A 25,004-nucleotide genomic window follows, 5' to 3' on the forward strand; every position below is an offset into this window, starting at 1 on the left:
TCCCTCGATAGTTAAGGTTGAAACAGCCAAGGTGAGAAAATCACCAATTGTCGCAATATACTAACATTAATATCCGAATTCTAGTCTTTCCTGTTCCAAAAGAGCCAGCGGGGCGACTTAAATCGAACAATACGCGCATATAACCACAGGTAACTGATTATAAACAACAAACTGAAGAAGATCAGCACACTGGTGTTTTTCCAGAACACCGTCGCGGGAATCACCGCCATCAGCGAAAACAGCCATAAATAAGGCGAGGTGCGTGCGTTCCGTTTCATCAAAGCGCGTGCTTCGCGCGGGCCGACCGTCCATTGCACGATACGCCGGAATATCAAGCTATGCAGATGAATTCCGTCCGGCAGCGCAGGTGATTTACCGCGCACGAACATGCGGCGGTAAGCGGAGAATATCGTTTCGAAAGCGGGATAAATCAGCAGCAGCGCGGCATACCACGTCGAGACTTCGGGATTGCGCATCACGAGCAGCAGCGCGAGTTCGCCGAGCATGAAACCGATGAAGTAGGCGCCGCCATCGCCGAGGAAAATCAGGCCCACCGGATAATTCCAGATCAGGAACCCGGCCGTCGCGCCGGCCACCACCATCGCCGTCACCAGCACGAAGGTATCGCCCACCTGCAGCGCCACGTAGGCCAGCGACAGCAGCATGCAAATGCTGACCACGCTCGCCAGTCCGTTGAAGCCGTCGATGATGTTCACCGCGTTCGCAATGCCCGCCACCGCAAGCACGGTCAGCGGCAGCACGATCCACACGAGATTCAGCGGCAGCACACCGCCGGGAAAATCGAGACGCGCGACTTTCGCATCGAGCAGGTAATACGCGATGAGCGCGGCGACCATGGTGAGGAAGAGCCGGCGCGCCGGCGATACGCGGCCGGTATAGTCTTCGACGATACCGCCCGCCATCGCAATACATCCGCATCCGAGCAAAGGCGCGATCCATCCGCCATAGTGCGCTTCGCGCATTGACGAAATGGCGCCGGTGATCAGGACCGCGAGATAGATCGGCACGCCGCCGATACGCGCGACCGAATGGGAATGGAACTTCTGTACGCCGCCATAATTGTTGTCCAGCGCCGTACCATTGCGCTTCGCATACTTAATCACTAGCAGTGTCAGCAGCGCACAGGATACGAAACTGACGAAAAAGGAGAACATTATTATTCTTTCGGTGCAATTAGGCAGGCCGTTTCCGCGCGGCCCTGCGGAAAACCCGCGGCACTCTTATGGATCGATATGAGTTCATTGTACCGGAATAGATGAGGGGCTCCGGCGACAAAATCGATCGTGTGAAGCAGGCTTCGATTGGATCAAATGCCCCCTGCGCCTGGCCGCAAAATCATTTAGTATCCAACCATGCTTGCCACACCAGATAAGAAGAACATGAGAACCTACGCCATCGGCGACCTGCAGGGCTGTGCCCACGAAGCGCGACTCCTGATCGACTGCATTCACGACGATGCGCGCCGCCACGGACAAACCCAATCACGCATTCTCTTCGTCGGTGACCTGATCAACCGCGGCCCCGATTCACTCACCGCGCTGCGCCGCATGAAGGCGCTCACCGACGACAATCCCGGCCGCGTCGAGGCCCTGCTCGGCAACCACGACCTGCACCTGATCGCGGTCGCCGTCGGCGCCCAGCGCACCAGCCGCAGCGATACCCTCGACGAGATCCTCGCCGCGCCCGACCGCGACGAATTGATCGGGTGGCTGCGCCATCGCCCGCTCGCGATGTTCGTCGATGCGCACCTGCTGGTGCATGCGGGCGTGGCGGCGCAGTGGGACGCGGCGCAGACGATGGCGCTGGCGCACGAGGTCGAGACCGTGCTGCGTGGAGAGGGCTGGATCGATTTTCTCGGGGCGATGTACGGCAACGAGCCGGACCAGTGGAGCGACGATCTCACCGGCATGGCGCGGCTGCGCTGCATCGTCAATGCGCTGACCCGCATGCGCCTGTGCACGCCGGATGGGCGCATGGATTTCCTGCACAAGGAAAGCGAGCGGGGGCCGGTAGGCTCGGGACTGGTGCCGTGGTTCGACCTGCCGCAGCGGCGTACCCAGGACGTCACCGTCGTGTTCGGGCACTGGTCGGCGCTGGGCCTGATCCTGCGGCCGAACCTGGTGGGGCTGGACAGCGGCTGTGTGTGGGGCGGGAAGCTGACGGCGGTATGCCTGGACGACCGCTCGCTGCTTCAGGTGGATTGTCCGGAGTATCAGGAACACGCCGGTAAAAAGTAGGGTGGGCGGTCCTCCGCCCACGCGTTCAAATCACATGAATGCTGCCCGCTCGGCTGCTCTACCGCTGGTTGAACGCGTGGGCAAGAAACTTGCCCACCCTACGGTTAGCGGTGCAGCTGGCTGAGATCGCGCACTGCGCCGCGGTCGGCCGACGTCGTCAGGGCCGCATAGGCCTGCAGGGCCTGCGAGACATAGCGCTCGCGTCCCACCGGCTGCCACGCGTCAACGCCACGCTCTTCCATCTTCGCGCGGCGATGCGCCAGCTCCTCGAAGCTCACGCGCAGGTTGATCGTGCGCGCCGGGATGTCGATGTCGATCGTGTCGCCCTCTTCCACCAGGCCGATCGCGCCGCCCTCGGCCGCTTCCGGCGAGGCATGGCCGATCACCAGGCCGGATGAGCCGCCCGAGAAGCGCCCGTCCGTGAACAGCGCGCAGGCTTTGCCAAGACCCTTGGACTTGATGTACGAGGTCGGATACAGCATCTCCTGCATGCCCGGCCCGCCCTTCGGCCCTTCGTAGCGGATGATGACGACGTCGCCCGCGTGCACGGTATCGCCCAGGATCGCCTCCACCGCCGCGTCCTGGCTCTCGAACACGCGCGCCTTGCCGGAGAAGGTCAGGATGCTCTCGTCCACCCCGGCCGTCTTCACGATGCAGCCCTTCTCGGCGATGTTCCCGTACAGGACCGCCAGGCCGCCGTCCTGCGAATAGGCGTGCTCGCGGTCGCGGATGCAGCCCGTGGCGCGGTCCAGGTCGTTCTCGTCGTAGCGCTCGGATTGGGAAAACGCCACCTGGGTCGGCACGCCGCCCGGGGCCGCACGGAACAGCTGGTGCACTGCCTGGTCATCGCTGCGCTTGATGTCGTACTTCTCGATCGCTTCCCCCATGGTCGGGCTGTGCACGGTCGGCAGCGAGGTATCCAGCAGGCCGGCGCGCGCCAGTTCGCCCAGGATCGAGACGATGCCGCCGGCGCGGTGCACGTCCTCGATGTGGTACTTGTCCGTCATCGGCGCGACTTTACAGAGGCAAGGCACCTTGCGCGAGATGCGGTCGATGTCGGCCATGGTGAATTCCACCTGCGCCTCGTGGGCGGCCGCCAGCAGGTGCAGCACGGTGTTGGTCGAGCCGCCCATCGACACGTCCAGCGCCATGGCGTTCTCGAACGCCGCCTTCGTGGCGATCGAACGCGGCAGCACGGAGTAGTCGTCGCCTTCGTAATGGCGCTTGGCCAGCTCGACGATCAGGCGGCCGGCGCGCAGGAAGAGCTCCTTGCGGTCGGCATGGGTGGCGACGATCGTCCCGTTCCCCGGCAGCGACAGGCCGAGCGCCTCGGTCAGGCAGTTCATCGAGTTCGCCGTGAACATGCCCGAGCAGGAGCCGCAGGTCGGACAGGCCGAGCGTTCCACTTCCGCCACGTCGGCGTCCGACACGCTGCTGTCGCCGGCCTTGATCATGGCGTCGATCAGGTCGAGCTTGATCACCTTGCGGGTGTTGTCGACCACCTTGACCACCTTGCCCGCCTCCATCGGACCGCCCGAGACGAAGACCACCGGGATGTTCAGGCGCATCGCGGCCATCAGCATGCCGGGGGTGATCTTGTCGCAGTTCGAGATGCAGACCATGGCGTCCGCGCAGTGGGCGTTGACCATGTACTCGACCGAGTCCGCGATCAGGTCGCGCGAGGGCAGCGAGTACAGCATGCCGCCGTGGCCCATGGCGATGCCGTCGTCGACGGCAATGGTGTTGAATTCCTTGGCCACGCCGCCGCTGGCCTCGATTTCGCGCGCGACTAGCTGGCCCAGGTCCTTCAGGTGCACGTGGCCGGGCACGAACTGGGTGAAGGAATTCACGACGGCGACGATCGGTTTCTCGAAGTCGCCGTCCTTCATGCCGGTGGCGCGCCACAGGGCACGGGCGCCGGCCATGTTGCGGCCCTGGGTGGTGGTACGGGAACGGTAAGTCGGCATAGCGGTCTCCTGGAATACGGGCGTAGCAAAGCACCAGCGTGCCAAGCCGGCGGTGATTTGTCCAATATATGATTTATTGCTCTGTGATTCTTTTTACGAATCAGAGCGGAGGGCCTGGGCCACCGCAGTATGCGCCTGTTCGGCCAGTTCGCGGCGATGGGCGCCGATGGCGTCGATCGGCGGCAGGGCCTGCAGGCGCGCACGCACCGGCGGGCCTTCGAGGATGGCGAACATGCTGTCGACGAAGTTCGTGTCGCCGACGTAATCGACCGAGGGGTGATAGCGGCCACCAAGGTCCAGGTAGGCCAGCGCATAGGGCTGCACCGCCACCTTCGCATCGATGGCGGCTTCGAACAGGTTGGCGTGGAAGGGCAGCACCTCGCCCTGGCTCGAGGTCGTCCCTTCCGGGAAGAAGGCGACGCGCTGGCCCTCTTCCAGCACCGTGACCAGGCCCTTGAAGATGTGGCGCAGCTCGCGCCGGTTGCCGCGCGCGATGAAGACGGTGCCGGCGCCGGCCGCCAGCCAGCCCAGCACCGGCCAGGCGCGGATCTCGGCCTTGGCCACGAAGCGGCAGGGATGGAGGGCGTTGATGACAAAGATGTCGAGCCACGAGACGTGGTTGGCGACGATCAGCGCATGCTCGAGGACGGGCGCGCCTTCGGCCTGCTCGACCGTGACGCGGCAGATGCCCAGCAGTTTGCGCGACCAGCGCCGCGTCAGCCGTTCGCGCAAGCCATGGGACGCGAGCGGAAACACCAGCGCGCAGGTCGCCAGGCCCGCCACCAGGTGGACCATGACGCGCGCGAGGCGCAGAGCGAGCCGGATCTTCACGAGTCGGGACAAGGGGCGGCGCGGAGGCCGCCCTTGCGGATCAGCGCTGGAACGCCACGCGGCCGCGCACGACGGTCGCGCGCACCTGCCCTGCCAGCTCGTAGCCGAGGAAGGGCGTGTGCTTGCCCTGGCTGGCCAGCGCACGGCGCTCGACCTTCCAGCGCGCGTTCGGGTCGAACAGCACCACGTCGGCGGCGGCGCCGACGGCCAGCGTACCGGCCGGCAGCCCGGCGATACGGGCGGCGCTCGACGTCACCTTGGCGAGCGCACGCGGCAGGGCGTCACTGCCATGCTCGTCCTCGGTCCACTTCAGCACCAGCGAGAGCAGCAGCTCCAGGCCGGTCGCGCCCGGCGAGGCTTCGGCGAAGGGCAGCAGCTTCTCGTCGTCGTCCACCGGGGTGTGGTCGGAACAGATGGCGTCGATGGTGCCGTCGCCCAGGCTTGCCCTGATCGCGTCGCGGTCGCGCTGGCTGCGCAGCGGCGGGTTGAAGCGGGCGTTGGAGTCGAAGAAGCCGATGTCGGCGTCCGTCAGGTGCAGGTGGTGGGCGCCGACGTCGCAGGTGACCGGCAGGCCTTCCTTCTTGGCGCTGGCAATCAGCGCCAGGCCGGCGGCGGAAGAAATGCGGCACAGGTGCACGCGCGCGCCGCTGGCGCGCATCAGCTCGAAAATGGTGTGCAGGGCGATGGTCTCGGCCATCACCGGCACGCCGGACAGGCCCAGGCGCGAGGCCAGCGGGCCGCTGTGGGCGACGCCGCCGCGGCCGATGTGGGCGTCCTGGGGACGCAGCCAGACCGTGTAGCCGAAGGTTTTCGCGTACTGCATGGCGCGCAGCAGCACGGTGGTGTCGAGGATCGGTTCCTCGGCCTGCGAGAAGCCGATGCAGCCGGCTTCGGTCAGCTCGGCCATCTCGGTCAGGGCCTGGCCCTTGAGGCCCATGGTGAGCGCACCCAGCGGGTGCACATTGGCCTGGTCCAGGATGCGCGCGCGGTGCTTGAGCATTTCCACCAGGCCCGGCTCGTCGAGCACCGGGTCGGTGTCGGGCGGGCACACCAGGGTGGTCACGCCGCCCTGCACCGCCGCCTGCATTTCCGATTCCAGCGTCGCCTTGTATTCGTAGCCCGGCTCGCGCAGGCGCGCCGAGAGGTCGACCAGGCCGGGAGCGACCACGAGGCCGCTCGCATCCAGGGTCTGGTCCGCAGCGAAGCCGGCGGGCGCGTTGCCGAGGGCGGCGATGACGCCGTCGGCGATGTACAGGTCCTGGACAGTATCGATGTTGTTCGCCGGGTCGATCACACGCCCGTTCTTGATATGTAGTTTCATCCGTGCGAGTTTCACGCCCTGCCTCCTGCCAAAATGCTCATCACCGCCATGCGTACCGCAATACCGAAGGTCACCTGCGGCAGGATCACCGCCTGGCTGCCGTCGGCTACCGCCGAGTCGATCTCGACACCGCGGTTCATCGGGCCCGGGTGCATCACGATCGCGTCCGGCTTGGCCAGCGCGAGGCGCTCCGGGGTCAGGCCGTAGCTCTTGAAGTATTCCTGGGCCGAAGGCAGCAGCGCGCCGCTCATGCGTTCGTTCTGCAGGCGCAGCATGATGATGACGTCGACGTCCTTCAGTCCCTCATCCATGTTGGTGAAGGTGCGTACGCCCATCTGCTCCAGTCCGCCCGGCAGCAGGGTGTGCGGGCCGATGGCGCGCACTTCCGGCACGCCGAGGGTCGTCAGTGCGTGGATGTCCGAACGCGCCACGCGGCTGTGCAGGATGTCGCCGACGATGGCCACGCGCAGGTTGGTGAAATCCTGCTTGTAGTGGCGGATCGTGTACATGTCGAGCAGGCCCTGGGTCGGGTGCGCGTGGCGGCCGTCGCCGGCGTTCACGACGTGCACGTGCGACTGGTTGGTCTCGATCAGGTGCTTGGCGATCAGGTAGGGCGCGCCCGACTGAGAGTGGCGCACCACGAACATGTCGGCGTGCATGGCCGACAGGTTGTCGATGGTGTCCAGCAGCGATTCGCCCTTGCTGGCCGAGGAGGCCTGGATGTTCAGGTTGATGACGTCGGCCGACAGGCGCTTGGCCGCGATCTCGAAGGTGGTGCGGGTGCGGGTGCTGTTCTCGAAGAAGAGATTGAACACGCTTTTTCCCCGCATGAGCGGCACCTTCTTGACCTCGCGGTCCGAGATGGAGACAAAGCTCGATGCGGTGTCGAGGATGTGGTTCAGGATGGACTTCGGCAGGCCCTCGATCGAGAGCAGGTGCTGCAGCTCGCCGTTCTTGTTCAGTTGCGGGTTAAGAAAGATCTTGGACATTGTCGGTGTGTTCAACTTCAATGGTCAGCGAGAGTTGGCCGGCGTCGTCGCGCTGCAGGCAGAGCGACTGGTTCGGCGCGAGGGTAGCACGGGTGCCGACGTAGTCTGGCGCCACCGGCAGCTCGCGTCCGCCGCGGTCGGCCAGGGCCGCCAGGCGGATGCAGGCCGGGCGGCCGTAGTCGAACAGCACGTTGATCGCGGCGCGCACGGTGCGGCCGGTCTGCAGCACGTCGTCCACCAGCACCACGGTCGCGCCATCGACCGGGAAGCGGATGTGGGTCGGCTTCACGTCCGGGTGCAGGCCCTTCTTGGCGTAGTCGTCGCGGTAGAAGGAGACGTCGATCGAACCCAGGCGGCCAGTCAGGTCGAGGTCTTTCGCCAGCCGTTCGGCCAGCCAGGCGCCGCCCGAGTGGATACCGACGATGGCGGGATCCGGCACGCCATCCAGGCCCGCGCGGACCTGGCCCAGCAGCTCGCGGTACAGCGCCTCCGCGTCGTACGCTTGATTAGATGTTGGCATTGGAGTCAAAGTATTGTTGCAAAATGATGGCGGCCGCCTTGGCGTCGATGACCTCGCCGCGTTTTTGCGGGATGACGGCGGAAGAGTAGCGCTCGTCGACGAGTTCGACGGGCAGGTTGAAGCGGCCGTGAAGCTGGTTGGCGAAGCGCCGGCTGCGCTGCGTCATGTCGTGTTCGGCGCCGTCGGGGTGGCGCGGCTCGCCCACGATGAGGCGAGCCGGTTTCCATTCATTGATGAGGTCGCCGATGACCTGGAAACGGGTGGCGTTGTCGACCGCCTTAATGACAGTCAACGGTTGCGCCTGCCCGGTCAGGGTGTTGCCCATGGCAATGCCGATGCGCTTCACCCCGAAGTCGAAGCCTAGAACGATGTCGACCATCAGGGCATGCACCCCTTATGCATGGCCGGCTTCGGTAGCTAACATGAGCGGATCGATTCCGAGGAGTTTGATGGCGGCGGTATAACGTTCTTCGATCGGCAGGTCGAACAGCACTTTCGCATCGGCGCCCACCGTCAGCCAGCCGTTGCGAGAGAGTTCTTCCTCGAGCTGGCCGGGACTCCAGCCGGCATAGCCGATGGAGACCAGCATGCGGGCCGGGCCGGCGCCGCTGGCGACGGCTTCGAGCACGTCGATCGAGGTGGTGAAGGCGACGTCGTCGGTGACGGTCAGCGAGGACGAGTAGCGTCCGCTCGGTGTGTGCAGCACGAAGCCGCGGTCGTCCTGGACCGGGCCGCCGAACATGATCGGCTGGTCGGTGACCGAGGAACGCAGGCCGGGGGCCAGCTTCAGGTCGACGCGGTCGAACAGCACGTCCATCGTCATGTCGGTCGGCTTGTTGATGACCACGCCGAGCACGCCTTTCTCGTTGTGCTCGCAGACATAGACGACGGTGCCGCCGAAGATCGGGTCCTGGATCGACGGCATCGCGATCAGGAAATGGTTGGCGAGATTCAGTCCGGAAGAAGCGGGGCCGATCTTACCGAGCGTCTGTTCAGCTTCCGGTGGCATGCCGGGCTTCGGTAGAGTGTTGCCAACTTTGCTTTTCTTCATACGCTTACTCTCACATGGGCTCACTCTGGTTTATCGACAGCGCTGGATCGACAAGGTCCGTGACCGGGTGGTGTCCACAAAACAACAGCACGCTTTTCGATAGTTTACACTGAATTGGCTGAACGGCCACGTATGCGCCTCTTTTGGACGACCTGCGACATCCGCCCCGCGCCCCGCTACTGTCCCGCCGCCTTGCTTCTTCGGTACCGCTAGGAAGAATCCTACCCAGTAAAATCGGCCGCCACCTTGACCCCGCACACGATGATGAATATGAGCAACTCCCTGGTCTGGTTCCGGCGCGACCTGCGCGCATTCGACCATGCAGCCCTGCACCGGGCTTTGACCTCATCCAACCGTGTGCACTGCGTTTTCGTGTATGACAGCGACATTCTCGACCCGCTGCCCCGTGACGACCGGCGCGTGCGCTTCATCCACGCGAGCATTGCCAGCCTCGATGCCGAGCTGCGCCGGCTCGGCGGTTTTCTGATCGTGCGGCAGGGCCGCCCGCTTGAAGTGGTTCCCGCACTGGCCGCCGAACTCGGCGCCGAAGCGGTGCTGGTATGTACCGATTATGAACCCGAGGCGGTCGAACGTGACGCACAAATGGCGGAACGCCTGGAGGCTGACGGTAGGAAATTTCTGAGTCTGAAGGACCAGGTCATCTTCGAGAAAGACGAGGTATTGACCCTGGCGAAGGGACCGTTCTCGGTGTTCACGCCCTACAAGAACGCCTGGCTCAAGCGCCTGGCCGGCATGCCGGCGACCCTGGCGAGCTACCCGGTCGACCAGTACGCGCACGCCTTCGCGCCGCCGCCCGCCAACACGCCTGCCCTGCCCTCGCTGGAAGAGATCGGCTTTGTCCCGGGCGAGCCGCCGCTGCCGGCCGGGATGGAAGGCGCCGAGGCGATGTTCGAGGATTTCGTGGGGCGCATCGCCGACTACGGCCGCGCGCGCGATTTCCCTGCGGAGGACGGCACCTCGCGCCTGTCCGTCCACCTGCGCTTCGGCACCACCTCGATCCGCCACCTGGTGCGCACGGCCCGGCAGATGATGGAAAACGGCGCCGGCGGCACGGGCGCCTCGGTCTGGCTGTCGGAACTCATCTGGCGCGATTTCTATTCGATGATCCTGGCCCGCAATCCGCACGTCGTGCGGCAATCCTTCAAGCCGGCCTTCGACGCCATCGCATGGGAAAGCGGGGATGAAGCCGACGAGCTGTTCGCCGCCTGGTGCGAGGGACGCACAGGCTTTCCCCTGGTCGACGCCGCCATGGCCCAGCTGAACCAGACCGGCTTCATGCACAACCGCCTGCGCATGGTGACGGCCAGCTTTCTCACCAAGGACCTCGGCATCGACTGGCGCCGCGGCGAACGCTATTTCGCCCTCAAGCTGAACGACTACGAGCTGGCCTCGAACAACGGCGGCTGGCAGTGGGCGGCGTCCACCGGCTGCGATGCCCAGCCCTGGTTCAGGATCTTCAATCCGGTGGCGCAGTCGCAGCGTTTCGATGCGCATGGGGAGTTCATCCGGGAGTGGGTGCCTGCACTGGGGCGCCTGGGCGCGAAGGAGATCCATGCGCCGTGGCTGGTGGCGCAGGATGTGCTGGCGGAGAAAGGGGTGGTGCTGGGGAGGGATTATCCGCTGCCCGTGGTCGAGCACGATGCGGCGCGCAAGCGGACGCTGGAGCGCTTCGCGGTGGTGAAGAAAGAGGAGTCGTAGGGTGGACGGCTTCGCCGTCCGCGCGTTCAAACAGTGCATGAACTGCACGCGTCGCATCCATTTAACTGGGAGTTGAACGCGCGGACGGGGGACCCGTCCACCCTACAAGTTCAACCCCGGTTCAGCAGGCTCTCGATCGCCGCCAGCAAGACCGGCTCCTGGTAGGGCTTGCCGAAATAGGCATTCACCCCCAGCCCCAGCGCGTAGTTGCGGTGCTTGTCCGCCGTACGCGAGGTGATCATGATGATCGGGATCGCCTTCGTGGCCTCGTTCTCGCGCACCTCGCGGGTCAGGTCGAAACCGTCCATGCGCGGCATCTCGATATCGACCAGCATCAGGTCGGGCTGGGCCTGCTCGATCTGCTCGAGGGCGTCGATGCCGTCCTTGGCCAGCATCACGCCATAGCCTTCGCGCTCCAGCAGGCGCTGGGTCACGCGGCGCACGGTGATCGAATCGTCCACCACCATGATGGTCGCGCGCTGGACCGGCTCGCTGCTCTCGAAGGGAGGTGCAGCTGGCGCCGCCGGCCGCTCGGCCAGCACCACCGGGTCGAGGATCAGCACGATCTCGCCGGTTCCGAGCACCGTGGCGCCCGCAATGCCCGGCACGCGGGCCAGCTGCGGGCCGATGTTCTTGACCACGACTTCGCGGTTGCCCAGCACCTCGTCCACGCGCAGGGCGATGCGGCCGCTCGCGCCGTGCACCACCAGCACCGGGCTCAGTTTCTGCAGGGCGCCGCCATTGGCGGCAGGCTCGCCCAGCAGCGCGTCGAGCGCGTGCAGGGCATGCGGCTGTCCGGACACCGCGATCGTGCCGGCCGCCTGGGCAGCCAGCAGATCGGTGTCGCGCACCTGCAGCACCTGCTCGACCAGGGTCGAGGGCAGCGCATGGGTGCGGCCACCGGCGGCCACCAGCACCACCTGCGCGACCGCCAGGGTCAGGGGCAGGTGGATCGAGAAGCGCGTGCCCTTGCCAGGCTCGGTCTCGACCGCCACGCGGCCGCCCAGCGCATGGGCTTCGGAACGCACCACGTCCATGCCGACGCCGCGGCCGGCCAGTTCGGTCAGCGTGTCGGCGGTCGAGAAGCCCGGTTCGAAAATCAGTTCGGCCGCTTCAATGTCTGAGATCACGGCGTCCTGCGCCACCAGGCCCAGCGCACGCGCCTTGGCGCGGATGCGGTCCAGGTCCAGGCCGGCGCCGTCGTCGCTGAACCCGATCGCGACTTCGTTGCCATGCTGGGCGACCTGCACCAGCACTTCGCCCGTCTCCGGTTTGCCGGCGCCGGCGCGGCTGGCTCTCGCCTCGATGCCGTGCACGATGGCGTTGCGCAGCAGGTGTTCGAACGGCGCGGCCATCTGCTCCAGCACGCTGCGGTCGATCTCGACTGCGCCGCCGCGGATGTCGAGGTTGACGCGTTTGTCGGTTTCCTTGGCGGTCTGGCGCGCCACGCGGAACAGGCGCTCCGACAGGCTCGCAAACGGCACCATGCGCACCCGCATCAGGTCGCGCTGCAGGTCGCGCGTCATGCGCTGCTGGGCCGCCAGGTCTTCTTGCGCGCTGTCCACCGTGCGCGACAGGCCCTCATGGAAGGCTTCCACGTCGTTGACGCTCTCGGCCATCATGCGCGTCAGTTCCTGCAGGCGGGTGAAGCGGTCGAACTCGAGCGGATCGAATTCGCGCTCGCCCGCGATCGACAGGCGGGAAGCGATCTGCGATTCGGCCTGCATCTCGATCTCGCGCATCTGGCGGCGCAGGCGGTCGAGGTTGTCCGTGAAGTCGGACAGCGCGCCCTTGAGCGCGCCGACCTGGTTCTCCAGGCGCGAACGGGTGATCGACACCTCGCCCGCCTGGTTCACGACGCGGTCGAGGATGTCGGCGCGTACGCGCACCAGCGGCGCACGCGCGCCCGGCTGTTCGGCCGGCAGCGGCGCGGGCGCCGCGGCGGCGGGCGCCTGCGTCGCCGGCTGCTGCAGCTGTTCGAAGAGCAGCAGGGCCTGGTCGTAGTTGGCCAGCAGTTCGTCGAACGCCGCCGGGGTGGTGGTCCCGGCATGCACCATGTTCTCGATCTGGGTTTCCAGCTCGTGGGTGTGCTGGCCGAGGCGCATTGCGCCGGCCATGCGGGCGCTGCCCTTGACCGTGTGGAGGGCGCGCTGCAGGCCCTGGGCCACGCCGTGGTCCTGCGGATTCTGCTGCCATTGGCGCAGGCCGTTGCCGATCTGCGGCAACAGGTCGGCGCCCTCTTCCAGGAAGACCGGCAGCAGGTCGGGATCGAGTTCGTCCGCGAACACCGGGGTCACGGGAAGCGCGCCGTCGTCCTGGACCACGGCAGGCTCGGGCAGCGGCTGCAGCTCGATCTCGGGCTCGATCTCGGGCTCGATCTCGGGCTCGCTCTCGGGCTCGATCCCGGCCTCGATCCCGGCTTCCGGCTCGGGCTGGGGCGCGACGGCATCGGGCACGGCCTCGTCGAGCACCGCTTCGTCCAGCACCGCCTCGTCCGGCGTGACCGCGACGAATGCCGGTTCTGCACCGGTCGGCCCAGCCTGCAGCAGCGGCGGCGCGGCGAAGGGGTCTTCGAGGAAGGTGTCGAACAGGTCGTCGATCTCGCTGACCGCTTCGGCCTTCTCTTCCTTTTCGCGCACGGCGGCCGGCACGGGCGCCGGCGGCGGCGCGGCCATCAGTTCGTCGTAGGCGGTGGCGAACAGCGCGTCGAGCCTGGCCGCCAGCGCCGGGTCGGCCTCGCCGTAGACGCTGGCCGCCTGCTGGCTGGCCAGGCGTTCGAGCAGGGTCTCGAGCTGCCTGACGAGGTCCGGCTGGTTTGGCGCCAGTTCGCCCAGCGAGAACACCTGCAGCATGGTGCGCGCGCGCGCCAGCGCCGCCTCCAGCAGTTCGCGGCCGGCGCCATCGAGTTCAGGGCCCGGCACGGCCAGTTTTTCCAGCACCGCTTCCAGGGCGTGGGCGACGTCGCGCAAGGCCGTGAAGCCGACCGTGGACGAGGTCCCGGCCAGCGTGTGCGCGGCCTTGACCGCGTCCTCCGTGGCGCGGCGCTCCGGCTCGGCGCGCCAGGCATCGAAATCCTGCTCCAGCTGCGCCACCAGCGCCTCGGTCTCGTCGAGGTAGATGGTGTACAGGGCAAGCGGAATCTCGAGCTCGCCCACGCGCCTGGTCGCGGGGGCCGCTTCTTCCACCGCGGTTGGCGCGGCTTCCGGTTCCCCGCCTTCCATCACGCGCTTAGCCAGCGCCACCAGCGCCGCGCTGTCGCGCTGCGAGCCGCCCTGCGCCACCAGCTCGTCGACCCAGCTCGAGAGCTGGGCATGCGCTTCGCGCAGCAGCGCGAGCAGGGCCGGGGTGGCGCCGCGCGCCTCCGACAGCCACAGATTCATGGTCTTCTCGACCGCGGCCGCGCCTTCGGCGAAGCGCTCCAGGTTCACCATGCGGCTGCTGCCCTTCAGGGTGTGGAAGGAGCGGCGCAGCAGGGTCAAGGTTTCCTGCTTGTCCGGATCGTTCTCGGCCTGCGGCAGGGTCTCGGCCACGAAGCCCAGCACTTCCTGCGCCTCGAGGATGAAGATCTCGAGCAGCTCGGATTCGATCGTCGCTTCCTGCGCCTGCGCCTCGGGCGCTTGCTCCTGCACAGGCGCCGCTTCAGGCGCCGCCTCGACGAATTCGAAGGGCAGCTCGCGCAGCAGGCGCTTGTCAATGTCGAAGGTGAAGCGCCCCTTGGCCGACTCGCTGTTCTGGGCCAGCAGGTCGGTGAAGAAGCCGAGCGCGCCGATGTTCTGCGCGATGTTGTGCAGCACGGCCGATTGCGTGTCCACCACGCCGTCGCTCTGGGCAAGCGTGCGCACTTCGCCCGCCACGTGGCGCGCCGCCAGCACCGCCTGGTCCTGGTCGAGGATGGCCAGCGCACCCTGCAGCTGGTGCAGCACCGGTTCGGCCTGGACCAGCGCCGCGCGCTTGTTCGGGTTGTCGTAGTAGTCGTCGAGCAGCTTCTCGACCTGGCGCAGGCCGGCCTTGATCTCGCCCGCCAGCACGGCCACGGTCTGGCCCTGCTGGATCTGGCGCGCCAGCTCGCCCTGCCACTGCGGCGCGTCCGGCGGGGTTTCGCCAGCAGCCAGCGCCAGCAGGCGCGCGCCTACCGCTTCCGCGTTCTCGGAGAAATCCTCGGGCAGCTGGCGCAGCTGGTCCAGGCCGTTCTCGACGAACAGCATGGCGGTGGCCATCTCCAGGCCGAAATCGTCGCTGCGGCCGGCCGCGATGGCGTCAGTGGCGGCGCGGCCCAGTTCGCGCAGCAGCTGCGCCAGGGCCGGCGCGCCCAGCTTTTCGCTGGCGCCGGCCAGGCGCGAGAGCTGCTCGTTGAAATCTTCCTTGACCTCGCCTTCGCCCGCCCCTTCGGTGGCGATGCGGTCCCAGTCCGACTTGGTGCGCGCCAGCGCTTCGCGCGCCTCCTGCAGCGCTTCCTGGTCGATGCGGCCGTAGCGGCGCGCCGCGTAGTCGTGCGGCACCAGGCCGTCGAGACCGCAGGCCGCGCGCAGGCGCTGGGCGTCCTCGTTCGGCTGGGCGGCGGCCGCCACGAAGAACAGCGCGTCGCGCAGCATCGCGTCCGGCGTGCCGCCCTGGCCCTGCGACAGGCGGCGCAGCTGCAGGTTGACCTGGCCGAGCAGCTGTTTTACATACAGGTCGCTCTCGATCTGGCCATCGGCGACCACGCCGGCAAAGGCGTGGAGCGCGCTCCAGAACAGGCGGCCCCTCGGCTCCACCTGGCTGGCGGCAATCGGTTCGATCGCATCGCGCATGCCGGCCGCGTGCTGGGCTTCGCCGCTCTTCAGGTAGGGCAGCAGCGACTTTTCGAAGCGCGCGCGGCAGGCCGCGATGTCGGGCTGGGCGCTGCTGGCGGGCACGTGGAACTCGACGCCCTGCCCCAGGCTCGCCGGCAGCAGGTCGGAGGGATGGATGCGTTCGACGCCGAGCTTGTCCTGCACGTCGCGGTAATACGGGAACAGGCGCGCCGGCTGCTGGGGCGCCCCCGCCAGCAGTTCGTCGAGGTATTCGACCAGGGCCTGGTAGGCGTCCTGCACCACCTTCACGGTATCCGGGTTGCAGGGAAGCTGGCCATCCTTGAAGCGGTCGATCAGCTTCTCGGCCGCCCCGCCCAGCACGTTGACGCCCTCGACATCGACCATCTGCAGGGCGCCATGGGCCTGGTGCAGGTGGGTCTTGGCATGCAGCAGCAGGGTCGGCTGGGCCTCCTGGCTGCGGCCGGCCGCGTCGCGCAGCGCCGTGCCCGAACGCCCGAGGGCGTCGCGGATCTCGCCGATCACCCACGACAGCGGTCCGGTATCGAAAGCGGGCAGGCGGGAGGATGGCTTGGTCATGGGGCTCGTATTCGTTTGTTCAGGCCGTGACGCGGAAGCGCGACACGGAATCTTTCAGCTCCTGCGCCAGCAGCGCCAGTTCGCGGATCGACTGCGCCGTCTGGCGCGTGCCGCCCTGGGTCTGCTCGGTCACCGACAGGATATGCTGCATATTATGGGCCACGCCGTTGGCGGACGTCGCCTGCTGCTCGGCCGCCAGCGAAATGCCCTGGATCAGCTCCGCCAGGCGGTTCGACACGCGCGAGATGTCAGACAGGGCGGCGCCGGCCGCGTCGGACAGGCGGGCGCCCTCGACCACGCCCTGGGTCGACTTTTCCATCGCCGCCACCGCGTCGTGGGTGTCGGCCTGGATGGTGCGCACCAGCGCGCCGATTCCCTTGGTCGCTTCGGCCGAACGTTCCGCCAGGCGCTGCACCTCTTCCGCCACCACCGAGAAGCCGCGCCCCGCCTCGCCGGCCGACGCGGCCTGGATCGCAGCGTTCAGCGCCAGCACATTGGTCTGTTCGGTGATGTCCGAGATCAGGTCGGTGATCTCGCCGATCTCCTGCGAGGATTCGCCCAGGCGCTTGATGCGCTTCGAGGTCTCCTGGATCTGCTCGCGGATCTCGTTCATGCCGAGGATGGCGTTCTGCACGGCCTGCGCGCCCTGCTCCGCCGCCGCCACCGACTGGCGCGCCACGTCGGCCGATTCGGTCGCCGAACGCGACACACTCGAGATCTGGGTCGCCATCTGCAGGATGGTGCTCGAGGCATCCTGGATCTCGCGCGACTGCGCATCGGCCGCGCCCAGCAGCTCGGTCGACACCGCCTGGGCGCCGCCCGATGCCTGGGTCACCTGCTCGGTGGTCTTGATGACGCGCTGCACCAGCGCGCGCAGCTCCTCGACCGTGTAGTTGACCGAGTCGGCGATCGCGCCGGTGATGTCTTCCGAGACGGTGGCGTGCACGGTCAGGTCGCCGTCCGCGACTTCCTGCAGTTCGTTCATCAGGCGCAGGATCGCGGCCTGGTTCTGGTCGTTGGTGGCCTTCGCCTCTTCTTCCTTGGCCTGGGCCAGCTGGCGCATCGCCTCGGCTTCGCGGCGGCGGGCCTCGGCGCCGCGGGTGCGGTTGCGCGAATCCTGCAGCATCACGCGGCTCAAGCTGCCGCCCATGAGCAGGGTGAACACCGAGGCGCCCACCAGCACCCAGAACCAGCTGCTGCGGGTGTTCAGTTCGTTGCGGTATTCGGTCTGGACCTGGGACAGGGTCGAACGCAGGCCTTCGTTGTCGCGCGAAATCACCTGCTCGGCGGTGCGGGCGGCGGCGAAGTTGGTCAGATTGGTCGAGAGCGGCGCCAGGCCTTCGTGCCAGGCCTTCCACAGGGTGCGCGCGGCGCCCAGGCGCTCGCGCAGGTCGACGTCGGCCACCTGGGCCGCGGCGCTCTCCAACAGGGCGCCCAGCTCGGCGCTGTCGCGCGCGATGGCCTTGGCGGTATCGCGGTGGGCGGCGCCCGGGGCGGAAAAAGCATGGGCCGCCGCCGGCAGGCGGTCGGCGATGGCCTCGAGGCGGTCGCCCGCGGCCGCGTCGCGCGGCGTGCCCGCGCGCAGGCGGTCGGCCAGGTTCTGCAGTTCCGGCGCGAGCGCGTCCAGGCGGTCGACGGCGGCGCCGAAGCCCACCAGGTGGCGCTTGTTGCCGACGATGGTGGTGGCAGCCGCGTTCGAAGCCGACCAGCCCGAGCGCGCCTTGGCGAGCAGGCCGGCCAGCTGGTCGGAAGCCGGCGGAATGGTCAGGTTGTTCGACTGGCCGCCGCGCGCCAGCAGGGTGAGCAGGCGTCCGAGTTCGGCGCGGCTGTCATCCAGTTCGGCAAAAGCGGATGCGTCGCCGCCCAGGGCGACCGGCGCGGCCTTGGCCACGCGCTGCGAGTGCGTCAGGGCGTCCGCAGCCAGCTGGCCCTGGTTCGACACCACGTCGGTGCGCGCCGCGTTCTGCCACATCGACAGGATGGTGAGCAGGATGCCGGCCACGAAGGCCGCCAGCACCAGGCGCAGCTGGCGCGACAGCGCCAGGTGGCCGATCAGCGGCAGGCGCAGGTCTTCTTCCTCCGCGCTTGCGGCCAGCGGCTTGCGCGGACGGGTGTTGCCGAGGCGGCGCGCGGCGGCTTCGGCCGAGCCGTGCACCTGGCCGTCGTCGCTCGATGGCTGCTGCGGCAGCAGGCCGCTTCCGAACTGCGTGTCGGGCGCAGACAGGATGGTGTCCTCGTCCGCGTCTTCCTTCGAGAATACGTTCATGCTGAGTTTCGAGGCGAATCCCATACCGGCTCCTGGTCCTGCGGTTCGTTATTGGTGTTCTGCTGTGTTTTTCTGGGCGACGTCGAGGAAGCGCTCTTCACGCACCAGGGCCGCCAGCGAGAGCGGCGTCCAGAGCTGGCCTTCGGCATCGGCCAGGGCGTCGCCCTCGCGCCTCATGGCGCCGGCCTGGCGCAGGCCGTAGACGCGGTCGGCCAGCAGCGCGCAATTGCAGCCCAGCGCGGGGGCGAAGGTGATCATGCGCACGGACGGGCCGGCGGGCGGCGCGCCCTCTTCGCCGAGGTAGCGCGCCAGGTCGATCACGCCGACGAGCGTGCCGCGCACATTGGCCAGGCCCAGGTACCAGGGCACGGTGAGGGGCACGCGCGCGGGCGGCACTGGGGAGACGATCTCGCCGGCCTCCAGCAAATCGAGCAGGTAGCGGGTGCTTCCCACCTGCAGGCCGAGCTGCTGGATCGGCGCGCCGCTGCCGCTCTTCGCGGCCTGCATGCGTTCGAGGAGCTGCTCCTGGTATTCGCGCAGGCGGGCGCGGCGCGCGGCGCCATCCGGCCGTGCCTGGACCTCGCTCATGCCGCGGCGGCCGGCGCTTGCGCGTCGAGTGTGGCGATGGCGCCCAGAAGCAGCGCCGGGTCGACCGGCTTGATCAGGTAGTCGCGCGCGCCCTGGCGCATGCCCCAGATGCGGTCGGTCTCTTGGTTCTTGCTGCTGCAGATGATGACGGGGATGCTCGACAGTTCCGGATCGCGCGCGATCGCGCGGGTCACCTGGAAGCCGTTCGCGCCGGGCATGACCACGTCCATCAGGATGAGTTGCGGGCGCTCGGCGCGGATCTTGTCGATCGCCTCTTCGCCGTTGACGGCGGTGCTGACGGCATAGCCGGCCCGCGCCAGGATGTCGGTGAGATAAAAGCGCTCGGTCGGGGAATCGTCGACGATCAGGATCTTGTGTATGGCCACGTTGGGCTCCGGTGTTCGATATTGAGTATGCGGGGTCAGGCCTTGCCGGCGGTGTGCTCGCGCACCGCGGCCAGCAGGCTGTCCTTGGAAAACGGTTTGGTGAGATAGGCCGAGGCGCCGACCATCGCGCCGCGCGCACGGTCGAACAGGCCATCCTTGGACGACAGCATCAGCACTGGCGTCGCGTGGAAGCGCGCGCTTTTCTTGATCAGGGCACAGGTCTGGTAACCGTCCAGGCGCGGCATCAGGATGTCGCAGAACACCAGCGCGGGGTGGTGGTCGTTGATCTTGGCGAGCGCATCGAAGCCGTCGTCGGCCAGCACCACCTGGTAACCTGCTTGCGTCAGGAAGATTTCGGCGGAACGGCGGATCGTGCTGCTGTCGTCGATCACCATGATGGTCAGACCCGTCGATTGCGGCGATATCGTCATTTTCGTTTCACTTCAGCATGAAACGCCACGATAGCACAGGGGATTTGCCTTGTGCGGAAAGTGTTGCAGCAAGTCAACTTTTACGTAGCATCCTGCAAACCTACTTGGTTTAAATGCAAGGCAATTGTCGATATTTCTTGTCTTTAATGTAGGGTGTTCGGCTTCGCCGAACGCGCGTTCAGCTCCAGCATGAGTCGCGACTGCGCTTCCGGGAGTCGAACGCGCGGACGGCAGAGCCGTCCACCCTACATCAGATAGCCGTCATCTCGAAATCGTCCTTGCGGGCGCCGCATTCCGGGCAGGTCCAGTTCATCGGGACGTCCGCCCAGCGGGTGCCGGGGGCGATGCCGTCGTCCGGCGCGCCTGCGGCCTCGTCATAGACCCAGCCGCAGATCAGGCACATCCAGGTCTGGAATGGGGCCGTCGAATCAGTGCTCACGATATGCTTCCTTGTATCTAGTAGAATGGAGAGTCGCGTATCTTAATGCAGCAGCCGTGCAAAACCAACCGTTACCCCTCATCCTGACATTTGGCGTGTCCGACCCGGTCGGCGCGCTTGGCGTGCAGGCCGACCTGGCGGCCTTCGCCGCGCACGGATGCCACGGCCTGTCGGTGGTTGCCGGCATCCTGGTGGCCGACAGCGCCAAGGTCGAAAACCTGCACGAAGTCGACAGCGACTGGATGGCCGACCAGGCCAGGGTCCTGCTCGAGGACATGCCGGTGGCCGCCTTCAAGGTCGGCGCCGTCGCCAATGTGCTTCAGCTGGCCGCGATCGCCGAAATCGTCTCCGACTACCCGGACGCGCCGCTCATCCTCGACCCTTTCCTGACCGCCCTGCCCGACTCGGGCCTGGCCGACGAGGAGATGCTGTCGGCGATCCGCTCCATCCTCGCGCCCCAGACCACGGTGCTGATGTTGTCGCAGTCGGAACTGGGCCGCATGGCCGAGACCTGGCGCGATGTCGGGAGCAACCTCGGGACCGAAGGCTCGCTGCTGGAAGACGTGGCGGAACTGACCAATGCCGGCTGCCAGTACGTGCTCGTCACCGGCACCCGCGATGAACAGGGCGGCTGTTCGAATACCCTGTTCGACGCCGACGGTGTGGTCGCGAAGGTCGAATGGAAGCATCTGCCGGGGCCGTTCGTCGGCGCCGGCAACACCTATTCGGCCGCCTTCACGGCCCTGATGGCCTGCGGCATGGAAGCGCCCCAGGCGCTGTTCTCGGCCCAGGACTACACCAACGGCGCCCTCGAACACGCCCAGCGCTTCGGCATGGGCAAATTCATTCCCAATAAATTCTACCGGGGCTAAGCAGGCCCACAAGACCATGACTGAACACCGACCTTCCATGTCAAAGAACGACCAGCTGTTCGCCCGCGCCCAGCAGACCACGCCGGGTGGCGTGAACTCGCCGGTGCGCGCCTTCCGCTCGGTGGGCGGCACTCCGCGCTTCATCACCCGCGCCGAAGGCCCTTACTTCTGGGATGCGGACGGCAAGCGCTACATCGACTACATCGGTTCCTGGGGCCCGGCCATCGTCGGCCATGCCCACCCGAAGGTGATCAAGGCGGTGCAGGATGCCGCCGCCAACGGCCTGTCCTTCGGCGCGCCGACCGAGGGCGAGATCGAGATGGCCGAAGAGATCTGCCGCCTGGTGCCGTCGATCGAGCAGGTGCGCCTGGTCTCCTCGGGCACGGAAGCGACCATGAGCGCCCTGCGCCTGGCGCGCGGCGCCACCGGCCGCGACAAGATCGTCAAGTTCGAAGGCTGCTACCACGGCCACGCCGACTCCCTGCTGGTGAAAGCCGGCAGCGGCCTGCTCACCTTCGGCAACCCGACCTCGGCCGGCGTGCCGGAAGACTTCGTCAAGCACACCCTGGTCCTGGACTACAACAACGTCCCGCAGCTGGAAGACGCCTTTGCCTCGATGGGCGACACCATCGCCTGCGTGATCGTGGAGCCGGTGGCCGGCAATATGAACCTGATCCGCGCGACGCCGGAATTCCTGACCCGCATGCGCGAACTCTGTACCGAGCACGGCGCCGTCCTGATCTTCGACGAGGTGATGTGCGGCTTCCGCGTCGGCCTGGGCGGGGCGCAGGGAATGTACGGCATCACGCCCGACCTGACCGCGCTGGGCAAGGTGATCGGCGGCGGCCTGCCGGTGGCGGCCTTCGGCGGCCGTGCGGAACTGATGCAGAAGATGGCGCCGATCGGCCCGGTCTACCAGGCCGGCACCCTGTCGGGCAACCCGGTGGCGGTGGCCGCGGGCATGACCACCCTGAAGCTGATCCAGGAGCCGGGCTTCTACGAGAAGCTGGGCGCAGCCGCCGAGCGCCTGGTCAAGGGCCTCATTGAGGCGGCGCAGGAAGCGGACATTCCCTTCTGCGGTGATGCGGTGGGCGGCATGTTCGGCTTCTACTTCAGCCACAACATCCCCTCGACCTATGGCCAGATGATGGCCGGCGACAAGGAGCGCTTCAACCGCTTCTTCCACGGCATGCTGGACGAGGGTGTGTATTTTGCTCCCGCCATGTTCGAGGCGGGCTTCGTCTCGGCCCAGCATACCGACGCCGTCATCGACGAGACCATCGAAGCGGCGCGCCGGGTGTTCAAGCGCATCGGCTGAGCATCATTGGACAGGAAAACGCCCGGTGAAATATTCTTTCACCGGGCGCATCAATTTGAAATATTCTTTCAGCGTAGCCAGCCGCGGCGCCGGAAGTACCACAGCGGCGCGATGCCGCAGGTGACCATCAGGCCCAGCGCGAAGGGGTAGCCGAAGGTCCAGTCAATCTCGGGCAGGATGCGGAAGTTCATGCCGTAGATGCTCGCGATGAGGGTCGGCGGCAGGAAGGCGACCGAGGCCACCGAGAAGATCTTGATGATCTTGTTCTGGTTGATGTTGATGAAGCCGACGGTGGCGTCCATCAGGAAGTTCACCTTGTCGAACAGGAAGGAGGTGTGGCCGTCCAGCGATTCGATGTCGCGCAGGATCTGGCGCGCTTCCTCGAACTGGTCGCTGTTCAATAGCCGGCCGCGCATCAGGAAGCTGACCGCGCGGCGCGTGTCCATCATGTTGCGGCGGATCCGTCCGTTCAAGTCTTCCTCGTGCGCGATCGCGTTCAGCGCGGCGGCCGCATCCTGGTCGGTGAATTCCTTCTGCAGCACGCGGGTCGAGACTTCTTCCAGCGCCTCGTAGATGCCCTCGAGCGCGTCCGCCGAATACTCGGCGTCGGTCGCGTAGAGGTCGAGCAGCACGTCCATATAGTCTTCGATCGAGCCGGGACGCGAGCGGGCGCGCAGGCGCACCAGGCGGAACACCGGGAGGTCGTCGTTATGGACCGAGAACAGGATTTTGCCGGACAGGATGAAGGCGACGGTGACCACGCGCGAGGGGCCGTCCTCTTCTTCCAGCAGGAAGTCGGTGCGCAGGTGCAGGTCGCCGTTCTCGGCTTCGTAGTAGCGGGCCGACGCTTCGATGTCCGAGACTTCGTCCTCGCCCGGCAGGGTCACGCCATAGGTCGTCTTGACCAGGATGCGCTCTTCGTCGGTGGGCTCGTTCAGGTCGACCCAGACCGGCGTCACGTTCTCCAGGTCCTCGCGCGACTCGACGCTGACCTGGTTCAGGCGGCCATTCTGTAGGACAAATACGTTGATCATGCGCTGTTTCTCGGCCGGGATTCGAAAATTTCCGCAAGTGTAACCGACCGGCAGCGCAAGCGGCCACCCCGTACCGACAATTTCGTGCGTTTGCCCCTATGGCAGGTCGGCGAAGCGCATCCGGCGCTGGATCAGGGCGGTGCGGCGCACCAGGTAGTTGGTGGCGCGGTGCTTGTCGTAGTAGCGGGGATTGGGCAGCATCACCGCCAGGCGCGCCGCCTGCTGGGCATTCAGGTTGGCCGCCGAGGTGCGGTAATAGTGGCGCGCCGCCGCTTCGGCGCCGAACACGCCGCGCCCGTATTCGACCACGTTCAGATACACCTCGAGGATGCGGCGCTTGGACATCACGGTTTCCAGCATGAAGGCGATGATCATCTCCTGCCCCTTGCGCAGGTAGCTGCGCGAGCCGGACAGGAAGAGGTTCTTGGCCAGCTGCTGGGTGATGGTCGAACCGCCGCCGACCACCTTGCTGCGCTTGTTGTTGCGCTCGTAGGCCTTTTCCAGCGCTTCCCAGTCGACGCCGCCATGTTCGGCGAAACGCGAATCCTCCGAGGCCACCACGGCGCGCTTGAGGTTCACCGAAATGCGTTCGTAGGGCACCCACTCGTGCTTGAGCTGGGCCTTGGGATTCTTTTCGCGCAGTTCCGAGAGCTGCTGGCGCATGAAGCTGGTCGACCCCGGATTGAACACCGAATACCAGCAGACCATGACGAAGAAGTAGAGCTGGACCAGCAGCACCAGCAGGATGGGCCCGAGTATCAGCCACTTGAGCCAGCGGCGCGCGCCCTTCTTCCCCGCCGTTTTGGTGCTGGACATGCTGATGGTCGCTGTGCTCATGGTCGCATCTTCTTCATGACGGTTGCCGTCTCCGGACGCACGCCGCGCCAGATGGCGAAGGCCTCGGCGGCCTGCTCGACCAGCATGCCGAGGCCGTCGCGCACGGTGGCGCCGTGGCGGGTGGCGAAGTCCATGAAGACGGTGGGTTGGTTTCCGTACATCATATCCAGGGCGAGGGTGTCCGGACCGAATACGGTGGGGGCCACCGGCGGCAGGTCGCCGGCGATGCTGCTGGAGGTGGCGTTGATGACGATGTCGAAGCTGCCGTCGACCTCCCCGAAGCCGCTGGCCGTGATCGGAACGCCGTGGCCGCTGAAATCGCGGGCCAGCGCTTCGGCGGTGGCGACGGTGCGGTTGGCGATGACGATTTCGCGCGGACCTTGCCCGACGAGCGGCAGCAGCGCCCCGCGCGCGGCGCCGCCGGCGCCGAGCAGCAGCACGCGCTTGTCCTCGATGGCCACACCCGCATTGCGGGTGATGTCGGCCACCAGGCCGGGGCCGTCGGTGTTGTCGCCGACGATCTCGCCGTTCGCGAAGATCAGCGTGTTGACGGCGCCGGCCGCGCGCGCCCGCTCTTCCAGGCGGGTGCAGACGCGCGCCGCCTCGATCTTGAACGGCAGCGTGACGTTGGCGCCGCGGTAGCCCTCCGCCACCAGGCGGTGGACGGTCGCCTCGAAACCATCGAGCGGCGCGAGGCAGCGTTCATACACCAGGTCCTGGCCGGTCTGCGCCGCATAGACCGGATGGATCTCGGGCGACTTGCTGTGGGCGATCGGGTTGCCGATCACGCAGTATTTATCGGTCATCT

The 25,004-nt window shown here is 66.8% G+C and carries 21 protein-coding genes; 4 read left to right on the plus strand and 17 right to left on the minus strand.

Annotated elements, in window-relative coordinates:
* Nucleotides 1-80 precede the first annotated feature (80 nt).
* On the minus strand, nucleotides 81-1,175 hold the full coding sequence (locus ACQ7JA_RS07780; protein WP_430896284.1) for a glycosyltransferase family 4 protein: 1,095 nt from the start codon (nucleotides 1,173-1,175) through the stop codon (nucleotides 81-83).
* Between the two features lie 225 nt (nucleotides 1,176-1,400).
* On the opposite strand from ACQ7JA_RS07780, the gene ACQ7JA_RS07785 reads away from it, so the two are divergent.
* On the plus strand, nucleotides 1,401-2,258 hold the full coding sequence (locus ACQ7JA_RS07785) for a symmetrical bis(5'-nucleosyl)-tetraphosphatase (RefSeq protein ID WP_430896286.1): 858 nt from the start codon (nucleotides 1,401-1,403) through the stop codon (nucleotides 2,256-2,258).
* A 104-nt stretch (nucleotides 2,259-2,362) separates the two neighbouring features.
* Here the strand turns inward: ACQ7JA_RS07785 and ilvD are convergent, their stop codons facing one another.
* The 7 genes from ilvD to ACQ7JA_RS07820 form a co-directional block, all read right to left on the minus strand.
* Entirely contained in the window at nucleotides 2,363-4,225 is a 1,863-nt protein-coding gene (gene ilvD, locus ACQ7JA_RS07790) for a dihydroxy-acid dehydratase (protein ID WP_430896289.1), read from the minus strand.
* A gap of 93 nt (nucleotides 4,226-4,318) precedes the next feature.
* The gene (locus ACQ7JA_RS07795; RefSeq protein ID WP_430896823.1) at nucleotides 4,319-5,056 is read right to left on the minus strand and encodes a lysophospholipid acyltransferase family protein; all 738 of its coding nucleotides are present in this window, start codon (nucleotides 5,054-5,056) and stop codon (nucleotides 4,319-4,321) included.
* A gap of 40 nt (nucleotides 5,057-5,096) precedes the next feature.
* On the minus strand, nucleotides 5,097-6,377 hold the full coding sequence (locus tag ACQ7JA_RS07800) for a dihydroorotase (RefSeq protein ID WP_430896825.1): 1,281 nt from the start codon (nucleotides 6,375-6,377) through the stop codon (nucleotides 5,097-5,099).
* An 11-nt stretch (nucleotides 6,378-6,388) separates the two neighbouring features.
* The gene (locus tag ACQ7JA_RS07805) at nucleotides 6,389-7,366 is read right to left on the minus strand and encodes an aspartate carbamoyltransferase catalytic subunit (RefSeq protein WP_258826773.1); all 978 of its coding nucleotides are present in this window, start codon (nucleotides 7,364-7,366) and stop codon (nucleotides 6,389-6,391) included.
* Complete coding sequence (pyrR, locus tag ACQ7JA_RS07810) at nucleotides 7,347-7,886, minus strand: bifunctional pyr operon transcriptional regulator/uracil phosphoribosyltransferase PyrR (RefSeq protein WP_430896292.1); 540 nt, start codon at nucleotides 7,884-7,886, stop codon at nucleotides 7,347-7,349. Before pyrR ends, ACQ7JA_RS07805 begins: the two co-directional genes overlap by 20 nt.
* A complete protein-coding gene (ruvX, locus tag ACQ7JA_RS07815) occupies nucleotides 7,873-8,265 on the minus strand; it encodes a Holliday junction resolvase RuvX (RefSeq protein WP_430896294.1) in 393 nt (130 codons plus the stop codon). The genes pyrR and ruvX overlap by 14 nt, the downstream gene beginning before the upstream one ends.
* A gap of 15 nt (nucleotides 8,266-8,280) precedes the next feature.
* Complete coding sequence (locus tag ACQ7JA_RS07820) at nucleotides 8,281-8,895, minus strand: YqgE/AlgH family protein (protein ID WP_430896296.1); 615 nt, start codon at nucleotides 8,893-8,895, stop codon at nucleotides 8,281-8,283.
* A 306-nt stretch (nucleotides 8,896-9,201) separates the two neighbouring features.
* Here ACQ7JA_RS07820 and ACQ7JA_RS07825 point away from each other — a divergent pair, with 306 nt between their 5' ends.
* Nucleotides 9,202-10,656, plus strand: a complete 1,455-nt coding sequence (locus tag ACQ7JA_RS07825; protein WP_430896827.1) for a cryptochrome/photolyase family protein — start codon at nucleotides 9,202-9,204, stop codon at nucleotides 10,654-10,656.
* Between the two features lie 110 nt (nucleotides 10,657-10,766).
* On the opposite strand, the gene ACQ7JA_RS07830 is transcribed toward ACQ7JA_RS07825, so the two are convergent.
* The 6 genes from ACQ7JA_RS07830 to ACQ7JA_RS07855 form a co-directional block, all read right to left on the minus strand.
* Nucleotides 10,767-16,025: an Hpt domain-containing protein gene (locus ACQ7JA_RS07830; protein WP_430896298.1), complete on the minus strand. Its 5,259-nt coding sequence runs from the start codon at nucleotides 16,023-16,025 to the stop codon at nucleotides 10,767-10,769.
* Nucleotides 16,026-16,044: 19 nt separating this feature from the next.
* Nucleotides 16,045-18,291 carry a methyl-accepting chemotaxis protein gene (locus tag ACQ7JA_RS07835; protein WP_430896300.1) on the minus strand — a complete coding sequence of 749 codons (2,247 nt, stop codon included), beginning with the start codon at nucleotides 18,289-18,291 and terminating at the stop codon, nucleotides 16,045-16,047.
* Nucleotides 18,292-18,339: 48 nt separating this feature from the next.
* Nucleotides 18,340-18,879, minus strand: a complete 540-nt coding sequence (locus ACQ7JA_RS07840) for a chemotaxis protein CheW (protein WP_430896302.1) — start codon at nucleotides 18,877-18,879, stop codon at nucleotides 18,340-18,342.
* Nucleotides 18,876-19,265 carry a response regulator gene (locus tag ACQ7JA_RS07845; RefSeq protein ID WP_430896304.1) on the minus strand — a complete coding sequence of 130 codons (390 nt, stop codon included), beginning with the start codon at nucleotides 19,263-19,265 and terminating at the stop codon, nucleotides 18,876-18,878. Before ACQ7JA_RS07845 ends, ACQ7JA_RS07840 begins: the two co-directional genes overlap by 4 nt.
* Nucleotides 19,266-19,300: 35 nt before the next feature.
* Nucleotides 19,301-19,696, minus strand: coding sequence for a response regulator (locus ACQ7JA_RS07850; RefSeq protein WP_430896306.1), 396 nt, complete (start codon nucleotides 19,694-19,696; stop codon nucleotides 19,301-19,303).
* Between the two features lie 250 nt (nucleotides 19,697-19,946).
* Nucleotides 19,947-20,099 (minus strand): rubredoxin, encoded by a 153-nt coding sequence (locus ACQ7JA_RS07855; protein WP_029755924.1) that lies wholly within the window; start codon nucleotides 20,097-20,099, stop codon nucleotides 19,947-19,949.
* 92 nt (nucleotides 20,100-20,191) lie between these two features.
* On the opposite strand from ACQ7JA_RS07855, the gene thiD reads away from it, so the two are divergent.
* Together thiD and hemL are read left to right on the plus strand one after the other, a co-directional pair.
* Nucleotides 20,192-21,007 carry a bifunctional hydroxymethylpyrimidine kinase/phosphomethylpyrimidine kinase gene (gene thiD, locus ACQ7JA_RS07860; RefSeq protein WP_430896308.1) on the plus strand — a complete coding sequence of 272 codons (816 nt, stop codon included), beginning with the start codon at nucleotides 20,192-20,194 and terminating at the stop codon, nucleotides 21,005-21,007.
* A 16-nt stretch (nucleotides 21,008-21,023) separates the two neighbouring features.
* Nucleotides 21,024-22,325 (plus strand): glutamate-1-semialdehyde 2,1-aminomutase, encoded by a 1,302-nt coding sequence (gene hemL / locus ACQ7JA_RS07865; RefSeq protein WP_430896310.1) that lies wholly within the window; start codon nucleotides 21,024-21,026, stop codon nucleotides 22,323-22,325.
* A gap of 68 nt (nucleotides 22,326-22,393) precedes the next feature.
* Here the strand turns inward: hemL and corA are convergent, their stop codons facing one another.
* From corA to aroE, 3 genes are all read right to left on the minus strand, one after another.
* The gene (gene corA, locus ACQ7JA_RS07870) at nucleotides 22,394-23,359 is read right to left on the minus strand and encodes a magnesium/cobalt transporter CorA (RefSeq protein WP_430896313.1); all 966 of its coding nucleotides are present in this window, start codon (nucleotides 23,357-23,359) and stop codon (nucleotides 22,394-22,396) included.
* A gap of 96 nt (nucleotides 23,360-23,455) precedes the next feature.
* Nucleotides 23,456-24,196 carry a monofunctional biosynthetic peptidoglycan transglycosylase gene (gene mtgA, locus ACQ7JA_RS07875; RefSeq protein WP_430896315.1) on the minus strand — a complete coding sequence of 247 codons (741 nt, stop codon included), beginning with the start codon at nucleotides 24,194-24,196 and terminating at the stop codon, nucleotides 23,456-23,458.
* On the minus strand, nucleotides 24,193-25,002 hold the full coding sequence (gene aroE / locus ACQ7JA_RS07880) for a shikimate dehydrogenase (protein WP_430896317.1): 810 nt from the start codon (nucleotides 25,000-25,002) through the stop codon (nucleotides 24,193-24,195). The genes mtgA and aroE overlap by 4 nt, the downstream gene beginning before the upstream one ends.
* Nucleotides 25,003-25,004 lie beyond the last annotated feature (2 nt).

Source organism: Massilia sp. BKSP1R2A-1 (genome assembly GCF_050586525.1).
Taxonomy (GTDB): Bacteria; Pseudomonadota; Gammaproteobacteria; order Burkholderiales; family Burkholderiaceae_D; genus Telluria.